This is a genomic window from Avibacterium sp. 21-594 (genome assembly GCF_026226815.1).
Taxonomy (GTDB): domain Bacteria; phylum Pseudomonadota; class Gammaproteobacteria; order Enterobacterales; family Pasteurellaceae; genus Avibacterium; species Avibacterium avium.
In genome coordinates this window covers 1,808,893-1,829,041 of the sequence record NZ_JAKKOC010000001.1, presented here as the reverse complement: position 1 = coordinate 1,829,041, position 20,149 = coordinate 1,808,893, and the positions used below count along the sequence as shown (strand labels likewise).

General features: G+C 42.5%; 17 protein-coding genes. 8 read left to right on the top strand and 9 right to left on the bottom strand.

Annotation, left to right across the window (positions count from 1 at the left end; all coding sequences use genetic code 11):
• The first annotated feature begins 49 nt into the window (after nt 1–49).
• Together L5B76_RS08750 and L5B76_RS08745 are read left to right on the top strand one after the other, a co-directional pair.
• A complete protein-coding gene (locus tag L5B76_RS08750) occupies nt 50–733 on the top strand; it encodes a DsbA family oxidoreductase (RefSeq protein WP_265755101.1) in 684 nt (227 codons plus the stop codon).
• The gene (locus L5B76_RS08745) at nt 724–1,425 is read left to right on the top strand and encodes an alpha/beta hydrolase (RefSeq protein WP_265755100.1); all 702 of its coding nucleotides are present in this window, start codon (nt 724–726) and stop codon (nt 1,423–1,425) included. The genes L5B76_RS08750 and L5B76_RS08745 overlap by 10 nt, the downstream gene beginning before the upstream one ends.
• A gap of 293 nt (nt 1,426–1,718) precedes the next feature.
• On the opposite strand, the gene L5B76_RS08740 is transcribed toward L5B76_RS08745, so the two are convergent.
• The gene (locus L5B76_RS08740; protein WP_265755099.1) at nt 1,719–2,582 is read right to left on the bottom strand and encodes a LysR family transcriptional regulator; all 864 of its coding nucleotides are present in this window, start codon (nt 2,580–2,582) and stop codon (nt 1,719–1,721) included.
• A 102-nt stretch (nt 2,583–2,684) separates the two neighbouring features.
• On the opposite strand from L5B76_RS08740, the gene L5B76_RS08735 reads away from it, so the two are divergent.
• Nucleotides 2,685–3,653, top strand: coding sequence for an NAD(P)H-dependent flavin oxidoreductase (locus tag L5B76_RS08735; protein ID WP_265755098.1), 969 nt, complete (start codon nt 2,685–2,687; stop codon nt 3,651–3,653).
• A gap of 232 nt (nt 3,654–3,885) precedes the next feature.
• Here the strand turns inward: L5B76_RS08735 and L5B76_RS08730 are convergent, their stop codons facing one another.
• From L5B76_RS08730 to L5B76_RS08710, 5 genes are all read right to left on the bottom strand, one after another.
• On the bottom strand, nt 3,886–4,776 hold the full coding sequence (locus L5B76_RS08730) for a LysR family transcriptional regulator (RefSeq protein ID WP_265755097.1): 891 nt from the start codon (nt 4,774–4,776) through the stop codon (nt 3,886–3,888).
• A gap of 79 nt (nt 4,777–4,855) precedes the next feature.
• Nucleotides 4,856–5,230, bottom strand: coding sequence for a LysR substrate-binding domain-containing protein (locus L5B76_RS08725; RefSeq protein ID WP_326938267.1), 375 nt, complete (start codon nt 5,228–5,230; stop codon nt 4,856–4,858).
• A gap of 178 nt (nt 5,231–5,408) precedes the next feature.
• Nucleotides 5,409–6,518: a 5-methylcytosine-specific restriction endonuclease system specificity protein McrC gene (gene mcrC, locus L5B76_RS08720; RefSeq protein ID WP_265755095.1), complete on the bottom strand. Its 1,110-nt coding sequence runs from the start codon at nt 6,516–6,518 to the stop codon at nt 5,409–5,411.
• Nucleotides 6,515–8,260, bottom strand: a complete 1,746-nt coding sequence (locus L5B76_RS08715) for an McrB family protein (protein ID WP_265755093.1) — start codon at nt 8,258–8,260, stop codon at nt 6,515–6,517. The genes mcrC and L5B76_RS08715 overlap by 4 nt, the downstream gene beginning before the upstream one ends.
• Before the next feature lie 87 nt (nt 8,261–8,347).
• Nucleotides 8,348–8,785: a GNAT family N-acetyltransferase gene (locus L5B76_RS08710; protein ID WP_265755092.1), complete on the bottom strand. Its 438-nt coding sequence runs from the start codon at nt 8,783–8,785 to the stop codon at nt 8,348–8,350.
• Between the two features lie 159 nt (nt 8,786–8,944).
• Here L5B76_RS08710 and polA point away from each other — a divergent pair, with 159 nt between their 5' ends.
• Nucleotides 8,945–11,806, top strand: a complete 2,862-nt coding sequence (gene polA / locus L5B76_RS08705) for a DNA polymerase I (RefSeq protein ID WP_265755091.1) — start codon at nt 8,945–8,947, stop codon at nt 11,804–11,806.
• Nucleotides 11,807–11,903: 97 nt separating this feature from the next.
• Here polA and aspA read toward each other — a convergent pair whose 3' ends face one another.
• On the bottom strand, nt 11,904–13,328 hold the full coding sequence (aspA, locus tag L5B76_RS08700; RefSeq protein WP_265755089.1) for an aspartate ammonia-lyase: 1,425 nt from the start codon (nt 13,326–13,328) through the stop codon (nt 11,904–11,906).
• Nucleotides 13,329–13,715: 387 nt separating this feature from the next.
• Here aspA and nrdD point away from each other — a divergent pair, with 387 nt between their 5' ends.
• Both nrdD and nrdG read left to right on the top strand, forming a co-directional pair.
• Nucleotides 13,716–15,842: an anaerobic ribonucleoside-triphosphate reductase gene (gene nrdD, locus L5B76_RS08695; protein WP_265755088.1), complete on the top strand. Its 2,127-nt coding sequence runs from the start codon at nt 13,716–13,718 to the stop codon at nt 15,840–15,842.
• Nucleotides 15,843–16,808: 966 nt separating this feature from the next.
• A complete protein-coding gene (gene nrdG / locus L5B76_RS08690; protein ID WP_265755087.1) occupies nt 16,809–17,279 on the top strand; it encodes an anaerobic ribonucleoside-triphosphate reductase-activating protein in 471 nt (156 codons plus the stop codon).
• A 45-nt stretch (nt 17,280–17,324) separates the two neighbouring features.
• On the opposite strand, the gene L5B76_RS08685 is transcribed toward nrdG, so the two are convergent.
• The gene (locus tag L5B76_RS08685; protein WP_265755086.1) at nt 17,325–17,678 is read right to left on the bottom strand and encodes an MmcQ/YjbR family DNA-binding protein; all 354 of its coding nucleotides are present in this window, start codon (nt 17,676–17,678) and stop codon (nt 17,325–17,327) included.
• A 169-nt stretch (nt 17,679–17,847) separates the two neighbouring features.
• On the opposite strand from L5B76_RS08685, the gene L5B76_RS08680 reads away from it, so the two are divergent.
• Nucleotides 17,848–18,546 (top strand): SIMPL domain-containing protein, encoded by a 699-nt coding sequence (locus L5B76_RS08680; RefSeq protein ID WP_265755085.1) that lies wholly within the window; start codon nt 17,848–17,850, stop codon nt 18,544–18,546.
• A 61-nt stretch (nt 18,547–18,607) separates the two neighbouring features.
• Nucleotides 18,608–19,201, top strand: coding sequence for a peptidylprolyl isomerase (gene slyD, locus L5B76_RS08675; RefSeq protein ID WP_194750318.1), 594 nt, complete (start codon nt 18,608–18,610; stop codon nt 19,199–19,201).
• Between the two features lie 76 nt (nt 19,202–19,277).
• Here slyD and L5B76_RS08670 read toward each other — a convergent pair whose 3' ends face one another.
• Nucleotides 19,278–20,114: a class II glutamine amidotransferase gene (locus L5B76_RS08670; RefSeq protein WP_265755084.1), complete on the bottom strand. Its 837-nt coding sequence runs from the start codon at nt 20,112–20,114 to the stop codon at nt 19,278–19,280.
• Between the last annotated feature and the right edge of the window lie 35 nt (nt 20,115–20,149).

The window sequence follows — 20,149 nt, the reverse complement described above, 5'->3', positions numbered from 1 at the left end:
TTAGTAAACTTTACATCTATATTTTTAGATTTAACGATAGGACACAACGATGAAGATTGATATTTTTTCAGATTATGCCTGCCCGTTTTGCTATATAGGCAAACGCCATTTAGAGCAAGCATTGGCACAGTTTGAACACGCAGAAGCGGTACAGGTTCACCACAAAGCCTATGAGCTTTACCCACAGGCAAGCAAGCAGGTGGAAAACAGCACGCAGCAACGCATTGAATACAAATATGGCAAAACGCCACAAGGAGCGCTGAATATGATTCGTGGCATTGAACAAATGGCACAAAAAGCGGGCATTGATATGGATTATGAGCAGGTGCAAAACACCAATATGTTTGATGCCCACCGTTTGACCAAACTGGCGGCGCAGTTGGGGAAAGAAAGCGAGGCGGTGGAGCGTTTATTTCGTGCGTATTTTATCGATCATTTCGCGCTTTCTGATCACGCCAATTTGATTCAAGTCGGCGAAGAAATAGGCATTGATGGCGAGCGCATTCGCCAAATGCTGGATTCTGATGAGTTTGCCGATGCGGTGCGTGCCGATGAGCAAGAGGCGCAACAATTAGGTGTGCAAGCTGTGCCCTATTTCCGTATCAATGGTGTGCCTGTGGCTGGCTCTGTACCAAGTGCACATTTTCTTAATCTACTGCAAGAACTGTGGACGCAAGAGCAACAAGCGGACATTGTGGCGGGAATGCAATGCGGAGTGGATGGATGCCATTAATACCGCGTGCCAATCCGCTTATTATCAAGCCCTCTGAAATGGATTCTTGCGTGATTTTTCTGCATGGCTTAACCACTAGCGGCTTGCATTTTCAAAGTGTGGCAACGCATTTGGCAAGCCAGTTGCCGCATACTCAATTCATCTTACCGCATGCCCCTGTGCGATATAACACGTGGGCAGGGCAGGCGGTGTCGAGTTGGTACGATTTACTTGGCAATGATTTTCTTGTCAAAGAAGATGCAAGCGGCATTCAAAGTGCGGTTAAGTATGTTCATCAATTGATTGATGAACAAATTGCTCAAGGCATTTCGAGCCAACGAATTTTCTTAGGGGGATTTTCGCAAGGTTGTGCCATTTCGCTACTGGCAGGTACAAGCTACGATAAGCCCCTTGGCGGCATTATCGGGCTATCAGGCTACCTGCCACTTGCTAATCAATGGCAAGATAACGGTTTTTATACCCCCATTTTATGGTTACACGGCAGCCAAGATTCGCTAATTACTCTTGCCCAAATTGAACAGGGCAAAATGTTGCTGGCACAGCATCGGGATTTTACGTTTCAAACCTATCCTATTGAACATCAGGTAACGCTGCTTGAAGTGGATGTAATGGGCAAATGGATTCAAAAAAACTTGAACAAGAAATATAAGAATAACCTTCACCAAAATGGTGAGAGTCCTGCTTGCGCTTAGTTTTGAAATGCCGGTCAGCTCACCTACGCAATATTAATTAGAGTAACGCCTGCATGTTCTTTGCTACTGCCTAATCCTTGGTAGGCTACGGTTTATCCGGCGTTTTCTCTGCAATCCATAATCATCTTATTTTTTTATCGGTAGAGCGATGTTGCTGCTCTCTCTTATGATGGAAGGGGAAACTGTTACAAATCGTTCTGAGGCTGCCTGAAAACTTAACCGTCTTTCAGGCAGCCTGAGTGATATAAAAAGTATAAAAAACGAGTTTAAATAGTAAGCTCGGGTTTTTCTTTTCACGCTGCCTGCTCCAAACAAAAATCCAAAAATTTTTTAATTAAGGTTGAAGGATAGCGATGTGCCAAATACAGTGCGTGGATAGGGTAAGCTTTTGAGCCATAGTCAGGTAAAATTTCAACAAATCCTTCATTTTCAATAAGCGGTTTAGCCAAGTAATCAGGTAATTGACAAATGGCTGTTCCTTGTTTCGCGAAATGTGCGATGGCATAAATATCATTTGAAGTAAAAATACCTTTTAATTCAATAGATTGATTGGAAAACTGCCATTGCATTTTATTTTGTCCATCTGCTGACCAGCCAGCGCAAGGAAAATGTATTAAATCCTGAGGGGTTTTGGGTGTTCCCCATTGTGCAATAACGTTTTCATGAGCAATCCATTGGGTATGGATTGCCATCACCTTACGGGCAATGACATTTTCTGTTTGTAAGTTCCCAACTCTAAAAGCAATATCAATCCCATCGGCAATTAAGTCGATCACTCTATCGGTAACTTGGATATAAATCATCACTTCTGGATGGCATTGGCGAAAAGTATTTGCCCACGTCCAAATAGGCTCGCAGGCTGATGGAGTGGATAGACGTAAAACGCCGCTTAATGGCATTTGTTGATGCTGCAATTGTCTTTCTGTTTCTAATAAATGATCAATGCTTAAATGCACTTGTTCATAAAGATAAATGCCTTTTGCGGTTGGGGTTAGTCCATTTTTACCGCGAATGAACAGTTGCGTTTGTAAGGATTTTTCTAATTCTGATAAGCGTCTGCTCAATGTGGCAATGGCAATATTAAGACGAATGGATGTCGTAGAAAGGCTGCCTGCTTGAAAAATGGCTGTAAAGAGTTTTAGGTCATCTAGGTTCATATCTTTCCATAAATGAAAACGTGCTTATTGTTTCTTGCTATTCTACTTTTGATTTTGAAAAGTTACAATAGTGGCATCTTCTCTAACTATAAGGAAAAACAGATGAAAAGCAGAATTTGTGAGATTTTGGGCATTGATTTACCCATCGTTCAAGGGCCAATGAGCTGGATGACGGATGCGCATTTTGTTGCCGCAGTGAGTAATGCAGGTGGGTTAGGGATTTTGGGGCCTAATGCAGGTTTGCACAAAGCACCTAAAACAACGGAAGCACTTTTGCAAACGATGCGTGAGGAAATTCAAAAGGTTAAGGCGCTCACGGATAAACCGTTTGGCGTGCCTACAATATTGAGCAACGATCTGGAAACTGTCCCTAAAGTAGTGGATTTACTCGTAGAAGAAAAAGTGCCAGTGGTTTTGATTAACGGATTAGACGGTTATGATTATCGTCCTATGCTAGAAAAATTTAAAGCTCATCATATGAAAACCATTTTTCGTCCACTTACACCAACGGTAGAAAATGCACGTTATGCCCAAGAAATTGGTGCGGATATTTTTGTTGCAACAGGTTTTGATGAGGGCGGGACGGTGCCTGAGCGAGTGATTGGGACTTTTTCCATTGTGCCACAAATGGTTGATGCGGTAGATATTCCTGTTATGGCAGCTGGTGGCATTGCGGATGTTCGTGGCGTGCGTGCGGCATTTGCGTTAGGGGCAGAGGGGGTATTTGTTGGGTCGGTGTTGTTGGCGACGATAGAAAATAGAATGCATCCCGATGTTAAAAAAATGTTGGTAGAGAGCAGTGCACAAGATTTAATTTTATTTCGCACTTTACCTGCATATTATCGCTCATTGCCTACGCAACTGGCTTGGCATCTAAAAGCATTAGATGAGTCGGGAGCAAGCCGTGAATCGTTGGCACAAGCACAAACTGGTGGATATGGTATGAGGCTGGGAATGTTAGAGGGGGATTTGGAAAAGGGGTATATCTCGGTTGGTAATGGGGTCACTTATATTCATGCTATACGTTCGGTTAAGGAAACCATTGATGATTTAATGCAAGATTTTATTTAATAAGATAGGCTGCCTGAAAGTTTTTCAGGCTGTCTTTCTTAGACCTCTTTCTCCACAAACCACCCATTGGGGACGTTTATTTTGCGGATATTAACCAATGTTGCTTGATGATGTGTCGAGTTTGGTGGAAAACTACAGTAATTTGAAAGATATTGCGCAAAGGGTGCAGGTGGGGTGAGGGAAACAGTCTTGATAAAAACCCGAGTTGTGAATTGAACTCGGGTTTTTCTTTTTATTCCACAAGATGCTTCCTTAAAATTTTCTCCAATAATTCAAACACCAAACGCACGCGTTTTGGGGTGAGTGGGTGATAAGGGCGATAGAGGTAGAGCTGCCAGCTTTCTTGTTTGATGTCTGGGAACAGTTGCCGCAGTTGCCCATTGTTTAAATATTTCCGACAGGCGAGGCTGCCTAATTGCGCCACTGTTTTTCCAGCCAAGACGGCGGTGAGTTGGGCGTAAGGATCGGTGCTGATGAGGCGGATGTTTTTTGGCTGAAATAATTCATCGCCAAAGGAAAATCCCCACAGTTTGCCCGTTTCTAAATTCATCAAGCCGCTGAACGGATAGCGCACGCGAAAATCTTCCAAATCTTTCGGTTCTCCCAATGCCTCGATTAAGGACGGCGCGGCGACATAGAGATATTCCGTCTGCGCGATGGGTTTGACGATAAAACTGGGGTCGGGCGCGTTGCCAATGCGCACGCCAATATCAATGCGGTGCTGAATGTGGTGGCGTTTGATGGGGTCGATTTGCCAATCCAAAATGGTGTCGGGATAGGGTGTGAGCGCATCTAATAAATCGCATAAAATGCGGTGGTGATACGGCAGTCGGACGCTGCTGATACGCACCATGCCTTGTAAATCTTGCTGGTGAATGTTTTGAAAAAGCTGTTCGCTGTCTTGCAGCAGTTGTTCGGCTTTGGGTAAAAAATCTTCGCCAAATTCCGTGAGCTGGATGCTGCGGCTGTTGCGTTTAAAGAGCAATTCGCCCAGTTGCTGTTCCAATTCAGCAATGGTGCGGCTGACGGCAGAGGGCGATATAGCCAGACGGTTAGCGGCTTCTCGGAAATTTTTGCTCTCGGCGGCGGTGCAGAAATATTTTAGGGCTTCTAGTTTGTTCATTCATTCTTCTTTAAGCAATGATTGATGGCAAAAGGGTTTTTATTTTAATTTTTAACAATAAATTATGAATATTTTTTAATCAAACTTTTAAAGAATTAATGACGACTCTTAATGCGGGTGAAACATTGCGGTGCGGATAGTACAAATATAAGGCGGGCAACGCGAATGCATATTCATCAAATAAGCGGATAATCTGAGCGCTTGCCAATTCATTTACCACCAAATCTTCAGGTATATAACCAATGCATTGGTGTTGGGATAAATGATCCAAGTTTTGTGGAATACCATTTTTTGCCAAATATTTTGGGCTTGCCACCGTAACCATTTTTAAAGGTTCGCTGATTCTAACGGCAATCATTTCTTCTGATACATCGCTATCCAAGCGGATACCTGCATCAAAACTTTCTGCCACGATATCCACAAAGTGATTGTCGCTCGTGAGTTCAAGCACAATATCAGGATAGCGTTATTGAAAATAGGCTAATTTGGGCAATAGCATATGCTCAATAGTCGCCAAAGCTGCGTTAATCCGCACCAACCCCATAGGCGTATCTCGATAATGTTCCAATAGCGTTAGCCCTTAATTGCAAAGTGCGGTGTTTTTTTCTTCTTTTTTATGATCAAAATTTATTTCAATTTGTTTCAACTATATCTAACAACTGTTTTCTTATTTCTTTTGCTGATTTGCTTAAGTCAACAGTAGCAAATTGAAATTGATGATTTTGTATCGTTACAGATTCATTCCTATCGCCATCAACGGAAGGATGCAGCAATAACCCTGATGCGTTTTGGGATAATGGGTCATTCTGATTTTCCTGTGAGCGTATGTAGGTATAGATTTGATAAAGATAGGCATTGCGTAAGCTTTGTTTTCTATGCCAGCCTCCAGTTGTGAGCGTGTTGAATTTGGTGTCAATAATGATGCGCCGTTTTAGTTCTTGATGTTCAAGAATAATATCAGCACGCATTGAGGGAAAGATGTCATCAATTCCTGAAGTTTTGTTACTTATCTGCCAATTGAGTTGTTTCCCTGCTGTTACACGCCAGCCTTTTGGTGATAAGGCCACATCATAAAAACCCGCAACACCTTTTTCATATAGCTTTCTAATCCATTCAATTTTTCGTTCGGGTGAAAAGAGTGATTTGCTGCCAACCATTTCAGTAGGCAGAGCAAGATTAAATGCCAGTTGAGCGGCTGCCATCATGGGTTTATCTTCTACTTCATGTCTACCCAAACGAATGCTAGAAATTTCGCTTCGGGAAGGACATTCACCGACTACGCCCATATGTTTTAAGCTGGCAGATAAATTTCGGCATTTGTGTGCTAACGTTTTTTTATCTTTAACTATTCCAGCAATTTTTTCCAGCGCTGCACGCGCATATCGATTGAGAACGGTATTAACTGTCAACTCATCAAACCGACACGCTACTTTGCCTCGGTTAAGCAGTTGATGGCGCTCGGTATAGAATAGGTCAATGCGTCCACGCACGCGATGGAGTATGTCCGATCTTGATTGATAGCCATAACTTAAATTGCGCTGAATACGGCGCTCTACTTGGCGACAAAGTATTTTTGCGATGAGATCGGGAATATCATCGGGATTGTCTTCTACCGCAATATTTTTCTTTGCCAAGCTCCTGAATAAATCAGAAGCATATAGCATTAATAACCAAAGATTGCGGACAGGAATTTTATTGATGTGGCCTATCTCTTCAGTAAGGTTTATCTCTATTTCATTCATACAGAAATCTTCAATAAATCTTTTGCTGCTTTCGCTTTATCTGGATTATCAAACCAATATTCATCAAGTAAAGGTGATATTTCACTCTCTATGATTTGCTCAAACCATTCATACACATCAGCAATCTTTTTTTCCTTTTCTTTTTCTGATGGCGTAAAGTAGCTATGCCCAATTTGGAATTGGGTACCTAAGTTTGGGTCTTCTGATATTTGCTTATTAAGTGCCGTTAAACATGTTTTTATGGTTTCTATGGCGCTTTCTGCAATGCCACAATCTTTTAACCATTTTTCCCAAGCCTCATTAAATAACGGCATGAGATTAATAAAAGCGAACCGACGGCGTAAGGCTAAATCCACTAAGGCAAGGGAGCGATCCGCAATATTCATTGTGCCGATAATATAAAGATTTTTTGGAATAAAGATGCGTTTGCCGTCTTTGCGCTGATAGGAAAGAGTTAATGCTTCATCTTCTATTCTTTTATCGGCTTCGAGCAAAGTAAGCATTTCACCAAAAATTTGTGCAGGATTGCCACGGTTGATTTCTTCAATTACAACGACATACTCTAAATTTAGATTCTTTTTTGCCGTCTGAATCATCTCCATAAATATGCCATCAACCAATGCCAGTTTTCCATCGCCTGACGGCCGCCAGCCTCGAACGAAATCTTCATAGGAAAGATTGGGGTGGAATTGAACCGCACGAATCTTGCTCGTTTTCGCATCTTTTTCTCCGACTAAAGCAAATGCTAACCGCTTAGCTAGCCAAGTTTTCCCTGTGCCTGGTGGGCCTTGGAGAATAAGATTTTTCTTAATTTGTAGGCGTTGAAGAATTTTTTCCAATTGCTCTTTAGGCAAAAAGCAGCCCTCTGCTAGGATATTTTCAATAGAATAAGGCATGGTAGTTTTTGTTTCTTCTTTTAATTTATTAGATGGGGTAGGATTAGGTTTAGTGGGTTTGCTATTATCATTAGATGACAGCCAAGCCTCATACGATAGCTCTGGGAAAGAATGCACTGGAAAGTTTTCGTCTTTAAATTCTTCTTTTAAAATATCCATTAATTTAAAGTATTCATCTGCACTACAAACCTTATAGTCAGAAAATCTTCTATCATTCAGATGGATTTCAATATATTTTCTTGAATTTCTATCAAGAGGCAAATAATGTTTAGGACGTATCCAATATAATCCCATTGTAAGGTTCCATTTAACATGATTTTGCTTGATTACATTATTATAAATTTCTTTAAACTTGATTTTATTGTTATCGTTATTTTTGTCGGCGTAAGTAATTGCCTGCCTAAACATTTTCCATAGATTGTCAATGTCTTCTTTTTGTTGTTTATAACCATAATCAAAAAACCATGAATTCTGATTATTAAGAATAGGAATTCCATCAAAGGTTTGCGGCGCAGGCATAGAAACACCAAGTAGTTTGGCGAGTTCTTGTGCAATTCTTGTTCGATTAATACCTTTGACGCCTCTATTAAATATCCCCATGACAGTGAATGGGCAAATATCTTGTAAGGAACCGCTGCTTCCATCTTCAAATTTATCTTGCAAAAAATTATCTAGCTCCAATTTCTCTAGAATAGTATAAATTCCTTTAATTAATTCCTGCCTTCTGTTCTCAAAAGCTAATAATTTATTTGCTATTTCTTGATAGAAATCTATCCACTGAAAATTACTAGAATTTTGTTTACCTTCCACTTTAGTATGGGCTGTATTTTTATCTATATTGCTCATCTTTTTTCCTTATAACTAATTTCTAGAATAATTAAACAAAAAAGCAGTACGCTCTGCTCTTTTGATAAATATGTGGTTGACTATATCTTACTTTTCCATCACCAAAATCGGATACGGCTGCCCCTGTTCGTCCAATTCATGCCGTTCCACCGTTTGAAAGCCCATATGCTGGTAAAAGCCCACTGCTTGTGGGTTTTGTTCATTGACGGTTAGGCTATTCACACCCAATTCCGTGATTCCGTGCTGTAATAAGGCCTTGCCGATGCCTTTGCCGCGTTGTTCAGGGGCGATGAAGAGCATTTCTAATTTACTGCCGTTGATGCCCATAAAGCCGATGATTTCACCGTCTTTTTCTGCTAATAATAAATGCTCCACGCCTTTGAACGCTTCTGGCACATAAGGGCGAATGGCGGCGATTTCTTCTTTGGATAAGAAGTGATGAGTGGCTTCCACGCTGGCTTGCCAGAGATTAAGCAAGTGATCTAGGGGTAAGGTTTCGCGGTCTGTTACGGTGATGATATTCATAGTTTGTGCTTTCCGTTTTTTGCGTTCAATCAATTAATTCGGGGGATTATAATGGGGCGCGTTGTGCATTGTCAGCTTATTCTTGTAAAATTTTTCAAAATCCCGCCGCACTTTCCGCTATAATATCCCCCATTTTTCATCACAGTTATCGAGAATCTTATGGCTAAAATTGCAGAAAATCCGCTTGTGTTAGTTGACGGATCGTCTTATTTGTATCGTGCGTTCCACGCGTTTCCACCGCTTACCAACTCTCTTGGCGAGCCAACGGGGGCGATGTATGGCGTTTTGAATATGCTGAAAAGTTTGATTGCGCAGGTGCAGCCAAGCCATATTGCGGTGGTGTTTGATGCCAAAGGGAAAACTTTCCGTGATGAATTATTTGAGCAATATAAATCGCACCGTCCGCCGATGCCTGATGATTTGCGCAAGCAAATTCAGCCCTTGCACGCCATTATCAAAGCCCTTGGCATTCCGCTTTTATCTATTGAAGGGGTAGAAGCGGACGATGTTATCGGCACGCTTGCGGTGCAGGCTTCTCAGGCAGGCCAAAAAGTGTTGATTAGCACGGGCGATAAGGATATGGCTCAGTTGGTGGACGATAACATTATGCTCATCAACACAATGAATAACAGCCTGCTGGATCGCGAGGGCGTGATTGCAAAATATGGCATTCCGCCTGAATTGATTATTGATTATTTGGCCTTAATGGGCGACAGTGCGGACAATATCCCCGGTGTGGCTGGTGTGGGCGAAAAAACTGCGCTTGGGCTTTTGCAAGGCATTGGCAGTATGGCTGAGATTTACGCTAATTTGGAAAAAGTGGCGGAGCTGCCCATTCGTGGTGCAAAAAAATTAGGCGAAAAATTGCTTGCCGCCAAAGCTGATGCGGATTTGTCTTACATTCTTGCGACCATCAAAACCGATGTGCCCTTAGCGGTGAAGCCAGAAGAACTCACGCTTGGGCAAAATCAGCGTGATGAATTAGTGGAATATTTCGCGCGCTATGAGTTTAAGCGTTGGCTAAATGAAGTGATGGACGGCGAAAGCGGTTTAACTAAAGGGGATTTGCAAAGCGCCAAATTTGCAACGCCAACAGCACAAGAAAATGTAGCAAAAAGTGCGGTGAAAAATTCGGTAAAAATCGACCGCACTTTGTATGAAACCGTGGATAGCCAAGCCAAGCTCGATGAATGGCTGAATAAAATTCAGCACGCCAAACTCATTGCGGTGGATACGGAAACCGATAATTTAGACGTAATGCAAGCGAACTTGGTAGGTATTTCTTTTGCTTTAGAAAATGGCGAGGCATGCTATATCCCCCTTGATCATTTGCACGAAGTGGTGCGTGAAAGCCAATCGCAAGGGGATTTATTCGGCAGCGCAGACGCAACCGAAACCTATTTTGAACGTGTGCCGAGCCAGTTAGACAAGCAGCAATGTTTGGTGGCACTTAAGCCTTTATTGGAAAATCCGCAGATTGAAAAAGTGGGGCAAAATATCAAATACGATCTCACCGTATTCGCCAATCACGGCATTGAACTGCAAGGCGTGCGTTTTGACACAATGTTGGAATCCTATGTGCTAAACAGCACAGGGCGACACAATATGGACGAGCTTGCCAAACGCCATTTGGATCATCAACCCATTGAATTTGAAGCCATTGCAGGCAAGGGCAAAAAGCAGCTCACCTTTGATAAAATTGCTATCGAACAAGCCAGTGAATATGCCGCGGAAGATGCAGACATCACAATGAAATTGCACCAAACCCTATGGCCAGAATTAGCACAAACAGAAAGTTTGGTGAAGTTATTTGATGATATTGAAATGCCATTGGTGGGCGTGTTATCACGTATTGAACGCAACGGCGTGTTGGTGGACAGCGAAACCTTGCTCGCACAATCGCAAGAAATTAGCGAAAAATTAACCGCACTTGAAAGTCAAGTGCATCAGGCGGCTGGGGAAAATTTCAACCTTGCGTCCACCAAACAATTACAAGAAATCCTGTTTGAAAAGCTCGGTTTACCGATTATCGCCAAAACCCCAAAAGGCGCGCCTTCCACCAATGAAGAAGTGTTGGAAGAGTTGGCACAACAAGGGCATATTGTGCCGAAATTACTTATTGAACATCGTGGTTTAGCGAAATTGAAATCCACTTATACGGATAAACTTCCGTTGATGATCAATCCACGCACGGGGCGGATTCACACCTCTTATCATCAAGCCGTAACGGCAACGGGGCGGCTTTCTTCCAGCGATCCAAATTTGCAGAATATCCCTATTCGTAATGAAGAAGGGCGCCGTATTCGCCAAGCCTTTATTGCACGCGAAGGGTATAAAATTATCGCGGCGGATTATTCTCAAATCGAACTGCGCATAATGGCACATTTATCGCAAGATCAAGGCTTGATTAGTGCATTCCAGCAAGGCAAGGATATTCACCGTTCCACCGCTGCAGAGATTTTTGGCGTGCCACTTGATGAGGTTACCAGCGAACAACGCCGCAGTGCAAAAGCCATTAACTTTGGGCTTATTTATGGAATGAGCGCTTTTGGGCTTTCTCGCCAGCTTGGCATTCCCCGTGGTGATGCGCAAAAATATATGGATTTGTATTTCCAGCGTTACCCCGGTGTGCAAACCTTTATGACCGATATTCGCGAAAAAGCCAAACAGCAAGGTTATGTGGAAACCTTGTTCGGACGCCGTTTGTATCTGCCTGAGATTCAATCGAGTAACGCAATGCGCAGAAAAGGCGCAGAGCGTGTGGCGATTAACGCCCCAATGCAAGGCACGGCGGCGGATATTATTAAGCGTGCGATGATCGCCATTGACAGCGCCATTGCACAAGATCCGAATATCGCAATGATTATGCAGGTTCACGATGAATTGGTATTTGAAGTGAACGCAGCGCAGATTGCCCATTACAGCGATCTCATTCAATCCCTAATGGAAAATGCCGCAGAGCTTGTTGTGCCACTGATTGTTGATGTGGGCGTGGGCAATAACTGGGACGAAGCCCATTAATTCGCATTGATAAGCGTGCAATCAGAAAAACAAAGTGCGGTGAAAAATTTCCATTTTTTCCACCGCACTTTTGTTATGTTAATAGTGCTATCTCAGCTTATTCATCAAGGAATTTTTTCGCTTTGTAGCGCGGATTCATCAGATTTTCTAAAGAGAGAATATCGTCAAGTTGCTCTTCTGTGAGCAAGCCACGTTCTAGCACCACTTCACGCACGCTTCTGCCTGTTTCTGCACAAATCTTACCAACAATATCACCATTGTGGTGACCGATAAACGGATTGAGATAGGTAACAATGCCGATAGAATTTAATACATAGTTACGGCATACGTCTGCGTTCACGGTAGTGCCATTCACGCATTTATCACGCAAGTTCACGCACGCATTGCTGAGAAGTGAAATGGATTCAAACATTGCTTGACCAATCACCGGTTCCATTACGTTAAGCTGTAATTGCCCTGCTTCGGCGGCGAAGGTAACGGTGGTGTCGTTACCGATCACTTTAAAGCACACTTGGTTTACCACTTCTGGCACAACAGGGTTTACTTTGGCTGGCATAATGGACGAACCTGCTTGTAATTCTGGCAAGTTGATTTCATTTAAACCTGCTCTTGGGCCTGAAGATAAAAGACGTAAGTCATTACACACTTTGGATAATTTCACCGCGGTGCGTTTTAAGGCACTGTGAACCATCACATAAGCGCCGCAGTCGGAAGTGGCTTCGATTAGGTTTTCAGAAGGCACACAAGGCAGTTGGCTTACTTCAGCAAGGTATTTCACCGCCAGTTCCGCATAGCCTTCAGGGGTGTTTAAGCCCGTACCAATAGCGGTCGCGCCAAGATTGACTTCAAGCAGTAATTTTGCTGTGCGTTTTAGGTTACGCACTTCTTCTTCCAATAACACGGAGAAAGCTTTAAATTCTTGCCCTACGGTCATTGGCACAGCATCTTGTAATTGGGTACGCCCCATTTTTAGCACATCGGCAAACTCTTTGGCTTTGGCTTCAAAACCTTTTTGTAGATAACGGATATTTTTCAGCAAGTGCATAATGCTGTTATATACCGCAATGCGGAAGCCCGTTGGGTAGGCATCATTGGTGGATTGGCTGGCATTAACGTGATCCATTGGATCGATAATATCGTATTCCCCTTTTTTATGCCCGAGCAATTCCAACGCAAGGTTGGCGATCACTTCATTGGTGTTCATATTCACGGAAGTGCCTGCACCGCCTTGATACACATCTGTTGGGAATTGATCCATACAGCGTCCATTCTCTAGCACTTCATCACAGGCTTTGACAATGGCATTGGCAATTTTTTTCGGAATAGCCCCTAGCTCACCATTGGCTAGCGCGGTGGCTTTTTTCACCATCACCATTCCGCGTACAAATTCTGGCACATCAGAAATGGTATTATCTGAAATGTTGAAATTTTCCATTGCACGCAATGTGTGAATGCCCCAATAGGCATCATTTGGCACTTCGCGTTCACCTAATAAATCCACTTCTGTTCTTACATCTTTCATTTTTATACCCCTATTTTGGTAGAAAGTGCCTATATTATACGGATTTCATTAGGAGAAATGTTTGAACTAGATCACATTGCCAAAAAGGTATGCTTGATATTAATTTATCTTTCGCATTAGTTTTTTTAGGGCAAAATAGAAAAAACTTACGAATTTTTCACCGCACTTTATTTTTATATTATTTGATTTAGATCAAATAATATTGTGATTTATTGAGAATTGTTCTCATCTTTTTTTCATAAAATAGGCCTGAAAAATCAATAAATTCACCTGTTTTTTGGCTAAAAAAGCATCTTTTTATACATCATTTTAGCCAGTTGAATTTAACAAAATATCTATATATAGTGCTTTCAAAATTATAAAGACACAATATATAGGGGTTGTACAATGAGTTCGTTTTTTGTGATTAAACGTGATGGTTCACGCGCACAATTCGATATTCAGCGCATTGTTAATGCTATTCGTAAAGCGGCATTGTCGGTTGGCATTGAACAGGGCGATTATTGGCAAAAAATGGGGCAACAGGTTGCCAATGGCATTTTTGCCAAGTATCAGCAGGAAATTGACATTCACGACATTCAGTTGCTGGTTGAAAACCAGTTAATGGCGAGTGATTATCCGCAAGTAGCACGCGCCTATATTGAATATCGCCACGATCGTGATTTAGCGCGGGAAAAGCGTAGCCAGCTCACGCGTGAAATTGAAGGGCTGATTGAGCAAAGCAACGTAGAATTGCTTAATGAAAATGCCAACAAAGACGCAAAAGTGATCCCAACGCAGCGGGATTTGCTGGCAGGCATTGTGGCGAAACATTATGCCAAGCGTTACATTCTGCCGCGTGATGTGGTGGAAGCACACGAAAAAGGGGAAATTCATTATCACGATTTGGATTACGCGCCATTCTTCCCAATGTTTAATTGTATGTTGGTGGATCTCAAAGGAATGCTCACTCAAGGTTTTAAAATGGGCAATGCAGAAATTGAACCACCGAAATCCATCGGGACGGCAACAGCGGTTACCGCACAGATTATTGCCCAAGTGGCAAGCCATATTTACGGCGGTACAACCATTAATCGCATTGATGAAGTGCTTGCACCCTATGTGCAACTGAGTTATGAAAAGCATTTAAGAACTGCCCAACAATGGAATGTACCTGAGCCTGAAAATTATGCCAAGGCGTTGATCGAAAAGGATTGTTTTGACGCGTTCCAATCCTTGGAATATGAAGTGAATACGCTTCACACGTCCAACGGACAAACCCCTTTTGTTACCTTTGGTTTTGGTTTAGGCACGAGCTGGCAAGCACGTTTAATTCAGCAAGCCATTTTACGCAACCGCATTCGTGGCTTAGGTAAAAATCACAAAACGCCGGTATTCCCGAAATTGGTCTTTACCATTAAAAAAGGCGTAAACCAACAAGCTGGCGATCCTAATTACGACATCAAACAACTGGCGTTGGAATGTGCTTCTAAACGAATGTATCCCGATATCCTCAATTATGAACAAGTGGTCAAAGTAACGGGATCTTTCAAAGCACCAATGGGCTGCCGCAGTTTTTTAGGCGCGTATGAACAAGAGGGCGAATTACAGCACGATGGACGCAATAACCTTGGCGTGGTTAGCCTGAATTTACCGCGTATCGCACTTGAAGCTAAAGGCGATGAGCAGCGTTTTTACGCCTTACTTGATGAACGTCTTGCCATCGCGAAAAAAGCCTTAATGACGCGCATTGCTCGCCTTGAAAACACCAAAGCACGAGTTGCCCCTATTTTATATATGGAGGGAGCGTGCGGCGTGCGATTGAAAGCTGATGACAACGTGGCGGAGATCTTCAAAAATGGCCGTGCTTCCATTTCTCTTGGCTATATTGGCATTCACGAAACCATCAACGCGCTTTATCCGCAACATCATATTTATGATGACGAACAATTGCGACAAAAAGGCATTGCGATTGTGGAATATTTAGCCAAAGCCACCAAACAATGGCGACAAGAAACTGGCTACGCGTTTAGCCTTTATTCCACCCCAAGCGAAAATTTATGCGACCGCTTCTGCCGTTTAGACACCAAACAATTTGGCGTGATAACTGGCGTAACCGACAAAGGCTATTACACCAACAGCTATCATTTAGATGTGGAGAAAAAGGTCAATCCTTACGACAAACTGGATTTTGAAATGCCTTACCCACCACTGGCGAACGGCGGATTTATTTGCTACGGCGAATACCCCAATATTCAGCACAATCTCAAAGCCTTAGAAGATGTGTGGGATTACAGCTACGACCGCGTGCCTTACTACGGCACCAACACACCGATTGATGAATGTTATGAATGTGGTTTCACAGGCGAATTTCACTGCACCAGCAAAGGCTTCACCTGCCCTAAATGCGGCAACCACGACAGCGAAAAAGTTTCCGTCACCCGCCGAGTCTGCGGCTACCTAGGCAGCCCAGACGCCAGACCGTTTAATGCAGGAAAGCAGGAAGAGGTGAAAAGAAGAGTGAAGCATTTATAGGTGGGGAATGGTGTGAGAATTTTTGTTTGAGGGTTAAATTGCTTTTTTCTTTGTAGTTAAGAACGAGTTTCGCTCGTTGAGCGACTTCCTTTCTTTTGCTTGCTCAAAAGAAAGTAGGCAAAGAAAAAAGCACCCGACTAAATTGCTGATCTTCATTTTTAGCAAATTTTCTTAATGAAAAGTAAGCCTATACTCGCTACGCTGCGTTCAGGCGTTATTTTTCTAAAAATTTGTTAAAAATGAAGGCAATTTACACGGGAGATTATGATACGCCTTCATAGTTCGTAGGGTGGGCTTCAGCCCACCATTTTACCGTTTTCACTCAGTGAGTTGCCTATGCTTTGTTTTAGGTGGGCTGAAGCCCACCCTACAATGCTAAAAATCTTCACCGCCTACGAGCCGTAGGCGGTTAGGTAACACAGCCACGCCGTGGCTGGAACGAGGGAATTTCATTAGTATCTTCTAAAAGTTCAAAAATTCCCACCGCACTTAAAATTAAGCTTAATCTCATTCCCCGTCCAAACCGCCCGAATGGAGATAAAATTTTTAGAAAAATCACGCCGAGCGAGAGCGTAGCGAACATCAGGCTGATTTTTCGTTAAGAAAATTTTATTGGAATGAGGGAAAAGCGGTTTGATCGGGGTTCCCTTTTCTTTGCTTCCTTTCTTTTGGGTAAGCAAAAGAAAGGAAGTCGCCAACGGCGAAATCCGTTATCAATTACGCAGAAAAAAGCAATTTAACGATGAAACCAAAACGTTACTTCTCTTTATTCTGGAACGCAAAAGAAAGTAGGTCGCTCAACGAGCGAAACTCGTTCTTAACTACAAAGAAAAAAGTGATTTAACGATGAAACTAAAACTTTACTTTTCTTCATTCAGGAACGCAAAAGAAAGGAAGTCGCCAACGGCGAAACCCGTTATTAATCACAAAGAAACAAGAAATTAACCTGAATAAAAATAAATATTTATGAACTACCTCCAATATTACCCCGTTGATATCGTAAACGGCGAAGGCACGCGTTGCACTTTATTTGTGAGCGGCTGCGAACACGCTTGCAAAGGCTGTTACAACCAAAAAAGCTGGTCATTCAGTGCAGGGGTTCCCTTTGATAAAGCGATGGAAGATCAAATTATTCGCGATCTACAAGATCAACGCATTAAACGGCAAGGGCTTAGCTTATCAGGCGGTGATCCCTTACACCCCCGCAACGTGCCGACCTTGCTCGCCTTAGTCAAACGCGTCAAAAGGGAATGCCCAGATAAAGACATTTGGCTTTGGACAGGCTACAAACTCGCCGAACTTAACGATCTCCAACGCCAAATGCTGCCTTATATTGATGTTCTCATTGACGGCAAATTTATCAAAGAACAAGCCGATCCCTCGCTTATTTGGCGTGGATCGGCAAATCAGGTGATTTATCGGTTTAAGGTGGAGTAGGGGAGCTACCTTGATTGCAAGCTAGGGGAACGCTCTCTATTTATTTTATATCAAGCCAAAACTCTCCGCCACCAGCTCCCATAACAATTTCTCATCAATCTCAGTGAGATTTAAACTTACCCAATGAGTTTTATTCATATGATAGGCGGGATAAATTCCTTTTATCATTCGTAGTGCGCCAATCATTTCAGGAGCGGCTTTGACATTTAGCACCCAAAGGATTTCCGAACTGGTTAAGCCGATTTTTTCAGCGCTGATATTCATTAAAATAGCGAACCATTTACGGTTCTTGATATGGCGGAAAACTGCATATTGGGGAAATTGTTTCCATAAATATTCGGGCTGAATTTGATATTTTTGCGCGATTTGTTTTATTACGCTATCAGCAGAAATTGTCATTTTGATGGCTCAGTGTATGAAAAAGTTGTGAAAAGTGCGGTGAATTTTTAGCATATTTTTATCTGTAATAAAATAGTCAGAAAGGATTTAGCAATGGATTAGGGGGAACTATTTTAGCTAACCATTGTCTATGTACAGAACCCATTTTATTGTAACAATAAGGAATTTTATGCGTTTAGGTTATTTATCATTAGTATTATTGGCCTTGCCTTTGACGGCATTTTCAGCAGAATCCCTAGAAAAACAGAATATCGTTAGTTTTTCAGTGGAGGTGGAGCAGGAGATTTCGCACGATTTGTTAAAAGCCACGTTATTTACACAAGCGGAAAATAAAGATTTAGCGGCGGCAAATAATGAAGTGAGCAAAAAAATTAATCGTGCTTTTGAGATTTTGAAAGCTTACCCTGATGTGGAATTGCGTGATAATTCGCGTAGCACGCAGATTCGCTATGATGATAAAGGTAAGCAAAATGGCTGGGTTGCGCGCGGGCAGTTAGCCTTACAAAGCAAAAATAGCGAAAGTTTGTCAAAAGCGATCACTGAGCTAAATGGCATTTTAGCGATCGAATATGTGGATTCTGAAGTTTCTTCTGCGGCGATTAGTCAAGTAGAAGATGAAATGATGCAACAAGCGCTGACGCGACTAAACCGCAAAGCCACGTTAATTCAGCAATCTTTAGGGGCGAAAGGGTATCAAATTGTGAATTTGAATATTCGTACCCCGATGGAAAGTGGGCGTTTTGTGGCTCGCCCTTATGTGGCAATGGCAAAAATGGCCAGTCCTGCTTCAAGCGAGGTTCAGCTTAGTAATGGCAAAGCGAATGTGCGCGCAAGTATTGAGGCGAAAATTCAGCTTATTCAGGAATAATGACAGCTTGCGCCATTTTCGATACAATGAGGCATATTTTAACTAGCAATTGAGGTCTAAGATGAAAGTTGCAAAAAATGTAGTGGTGAGCATTGCTTACCAAGTTCGTACTCAAGATGGTGTGCTTGTAGATGAAGCGCCAGCAAACCAACCATTAGAGTATTTACAAGGACATAACAATTTAGTGATTGGGTTAGAAAAAGCCCTTGAAGGTAAATCTGTTGGTGATAAATTTGAGGTTCGTGTCAAACCAGAAGAAGGTTATGGTGAATATAACGAAAATTTAGTGCAACGTGTGCCAAAAGATGTATTTGTTGGCGTAGATGAATTGGTTGCAGGAATGCGTTTTATCGCGGAAACCGATGTTGGCCCATTGCCAGTGGTGATCACCGAAGTGGGTGATAATGATGTGGTGGTTGATGGAAACCATATGCTTGCTGGTCAAGAGTTATTATTCGATGTAGAAGTGGTAGGAACTCGTGAAGCGACCTTAGAAGAAATTGCACACGGGCATATTCACCAAGAAGGTGGCTGCTGCGGTGGACACGGTGATAGCGATGAACAAGGCCACGGTTGTGGTTGTGGCGGTCATCACCATCATCACGACCACGATCACGACCATCATGGTGGTGGTTGCTGTGGCGGTAAACACTAATTTAGTGAACGTTGCAAGAAAAAGAGCGGTGAAAATTACCGCTCTTTTTTTATGGATAATGATTTAAAGTCCAAGATTAGCCACAGGCGATTTTTCGCGCATCACCTAATGTGCCATCATCAATGGCTTCTTTTGGCATGCCAAGTACTTCGTAAACTTTATCGCCATCTTTGAAAAATACAAAACCGCCGTGTTCCATTTTTGTCCAGGTTTCATTCTTAGTAAGTGGAAAGGTGGTAATAATGGTTACTTTATCTTTTTCTGTGGTATGTTGGCGGAAGTCGATCACGCCGTCATCATCAATGCGTTGCGCTGTACCAAAAGGGGCTTTGCGTGTGATGTAATGCAAATTGGTGGAGCAGTGGGCGATCATCCATTCCCCGTTTGAGAGAATAAAATTAAACGTGCCACCTTGCGTTAATTCTTTGGTAATTTCTTGAATGACTTGGAAAATTTGTTCTTCTGTGGGCTTTTTACGAAAGCGATTTTTTAACTGTTCAGCCATATAGCAAAAAGCGGCTTCTGAGTCGGTGGAGCCAATGGGCTGGCAGAAACTTTCCGACATATCAGGGAAACTCGTCAGATTGCCGTTGTGCGCAAATACCCAGTTTTCGCCCCAAATTTCACGAATAAATGGGTGCGTGTTTTCAATGGTTACCTTGCCTTGTGTGGCTTTGCGAATGTGGGCAATCACGTTGAAAGATTTAATGTGGTATTGTTTTACGCAATCTGCAATGGGGGAACTATGCCCGGCTTGGTTATCGCGAAAAATACGCACGCCTTTGCCTTCAAAAAAGGCAATGCCGAAACCGTCAGAATGGCTATCGGTAAGCCCTGCGCGGCGGCGAAATCCTTCAAAAGAGAACACAATATCGGTGGGCGTATTGCAATTCATTCCTAATAGCTGACACATAACGAAACCTTAACTGATTTTAACTTCCTAAATCT

What these genes read in the sequence shown, in the direction of transcription:
- L5B76_RS08750 (WP_265755101.1), top strand. Translation starts at nt 50, where the DNA reads ATGAAGATTGATATTTTTTCAGATTATGCCTGCCCGTTTTGCTATATA.
- L5B76_RS08745 (WP_265755100.1), top strand. Translation starts at nt 724, where the DNA reads ATGCCATTAATACCGCGTGCCAATCCGCTTATTATCAAGCCCTCTGAA.
- L5B76_RS08740 (WP_265755099.1), bottom strand. Translation starts at nt 2,582, where the DNA reads ATGAACCTAGATGACCTAAAACTCTTTACAGCCATTTTTCAAGCAGGC.
- L5B76_RS08735 (WP_265755098.1), top strand. Translation starts at nt 2,685, where the DNA reads ATGAAAAGCAGAATTTGTGAGATTTTGGGCATTGATTTACCCATCGTT.
- L5B76_RS08730 (WP_265755097.1), bottom strand. Translation starts at nt 4,776, where the DNA reads ATGAACAAACTAGAAGCCCTAAAATATTTCTGCACCGCCGCCGAGAGC.
- mcrC (WP_265755095.1), bottom strand. Translation starts at nt 6,518, where the DNA reads ATGAATGAAATAGAGATAAACCTTACTGAAGAGATAGGCCACATCAAT.
- L5B76_RS08715 (WP_265755093.1), bottom strand. Translation starts at nt 8,260, where the DNA reads ATGAGCAATATAGATAAAAATACAGCCCATACTAAAGTGGAAGGTAAA.
- L5B76_RS08710 (WP_265755092.1), bottom strand. Translation starts at nt 8,785, where the DNA reads ATGAATATCATCACCGTAACAGACCGCGAAACCTTACCCCTAGATCAC.
- polA (WP_265755091.1), top strand. Translation starts at nt 8,945, where the DNA reads ATGGCTAAAATTGCAGAAAATCCGCTTGTGTTAGTTGACGGATCGTCT.
- aspA (WP_265755089.1), bottom strand. Translation starts at nt 13,328, where the DNA reads ATGAAAGATGTAAGAACAGAAGTGGATTTATTAGGTGAACGCGAAGTG.
- nrdD (WP_265755088.1), top strand. Translation starts at nt 13,716, where the DNA reads ATGAGTTCGTTTTTTGTGATTAAACGTGATGGTTCACGCGCACAATTC.
- nrdG (WP_265755087.1), top strand. Translation starts at nt 16,809, where the DNA reads ATGAACTACCTCCAATATTACCCCGTTGATATCGTAAACGGCGAAGGC.
- L5B76_RS08685 (WP_265755086.1), bottom strand. Translation starts at nt 17,678, where the DNA reads ATGACAATTTCTGCTGATAGCGTAATAAAACAAATCGCGCAAAAATAT.
- L5B76_RS08680 (WP_265755085.1), top strand. Translation starts at nt 17,848, where the DNA reads ATGCGTTTAGGTTATTTATCATTAGTATTATTGGCCTTGCCTTTGACG.
- slyD (WP_194750318.1), top strand. Translation starts at nt 18,608, where the DNA reads ATGAAAGTTGCAAAAAATGTAGTGGTGAGCATTGCTTACCAAGTTCGT.
- L5B76_RS08670 (WP_265755084.1), bottom strand. Translation starts at nt 20,114, where the DNA reads ATGTGTCAGCTATTAGGAATGAATTGCAATACGCCCACCGATATTGTG.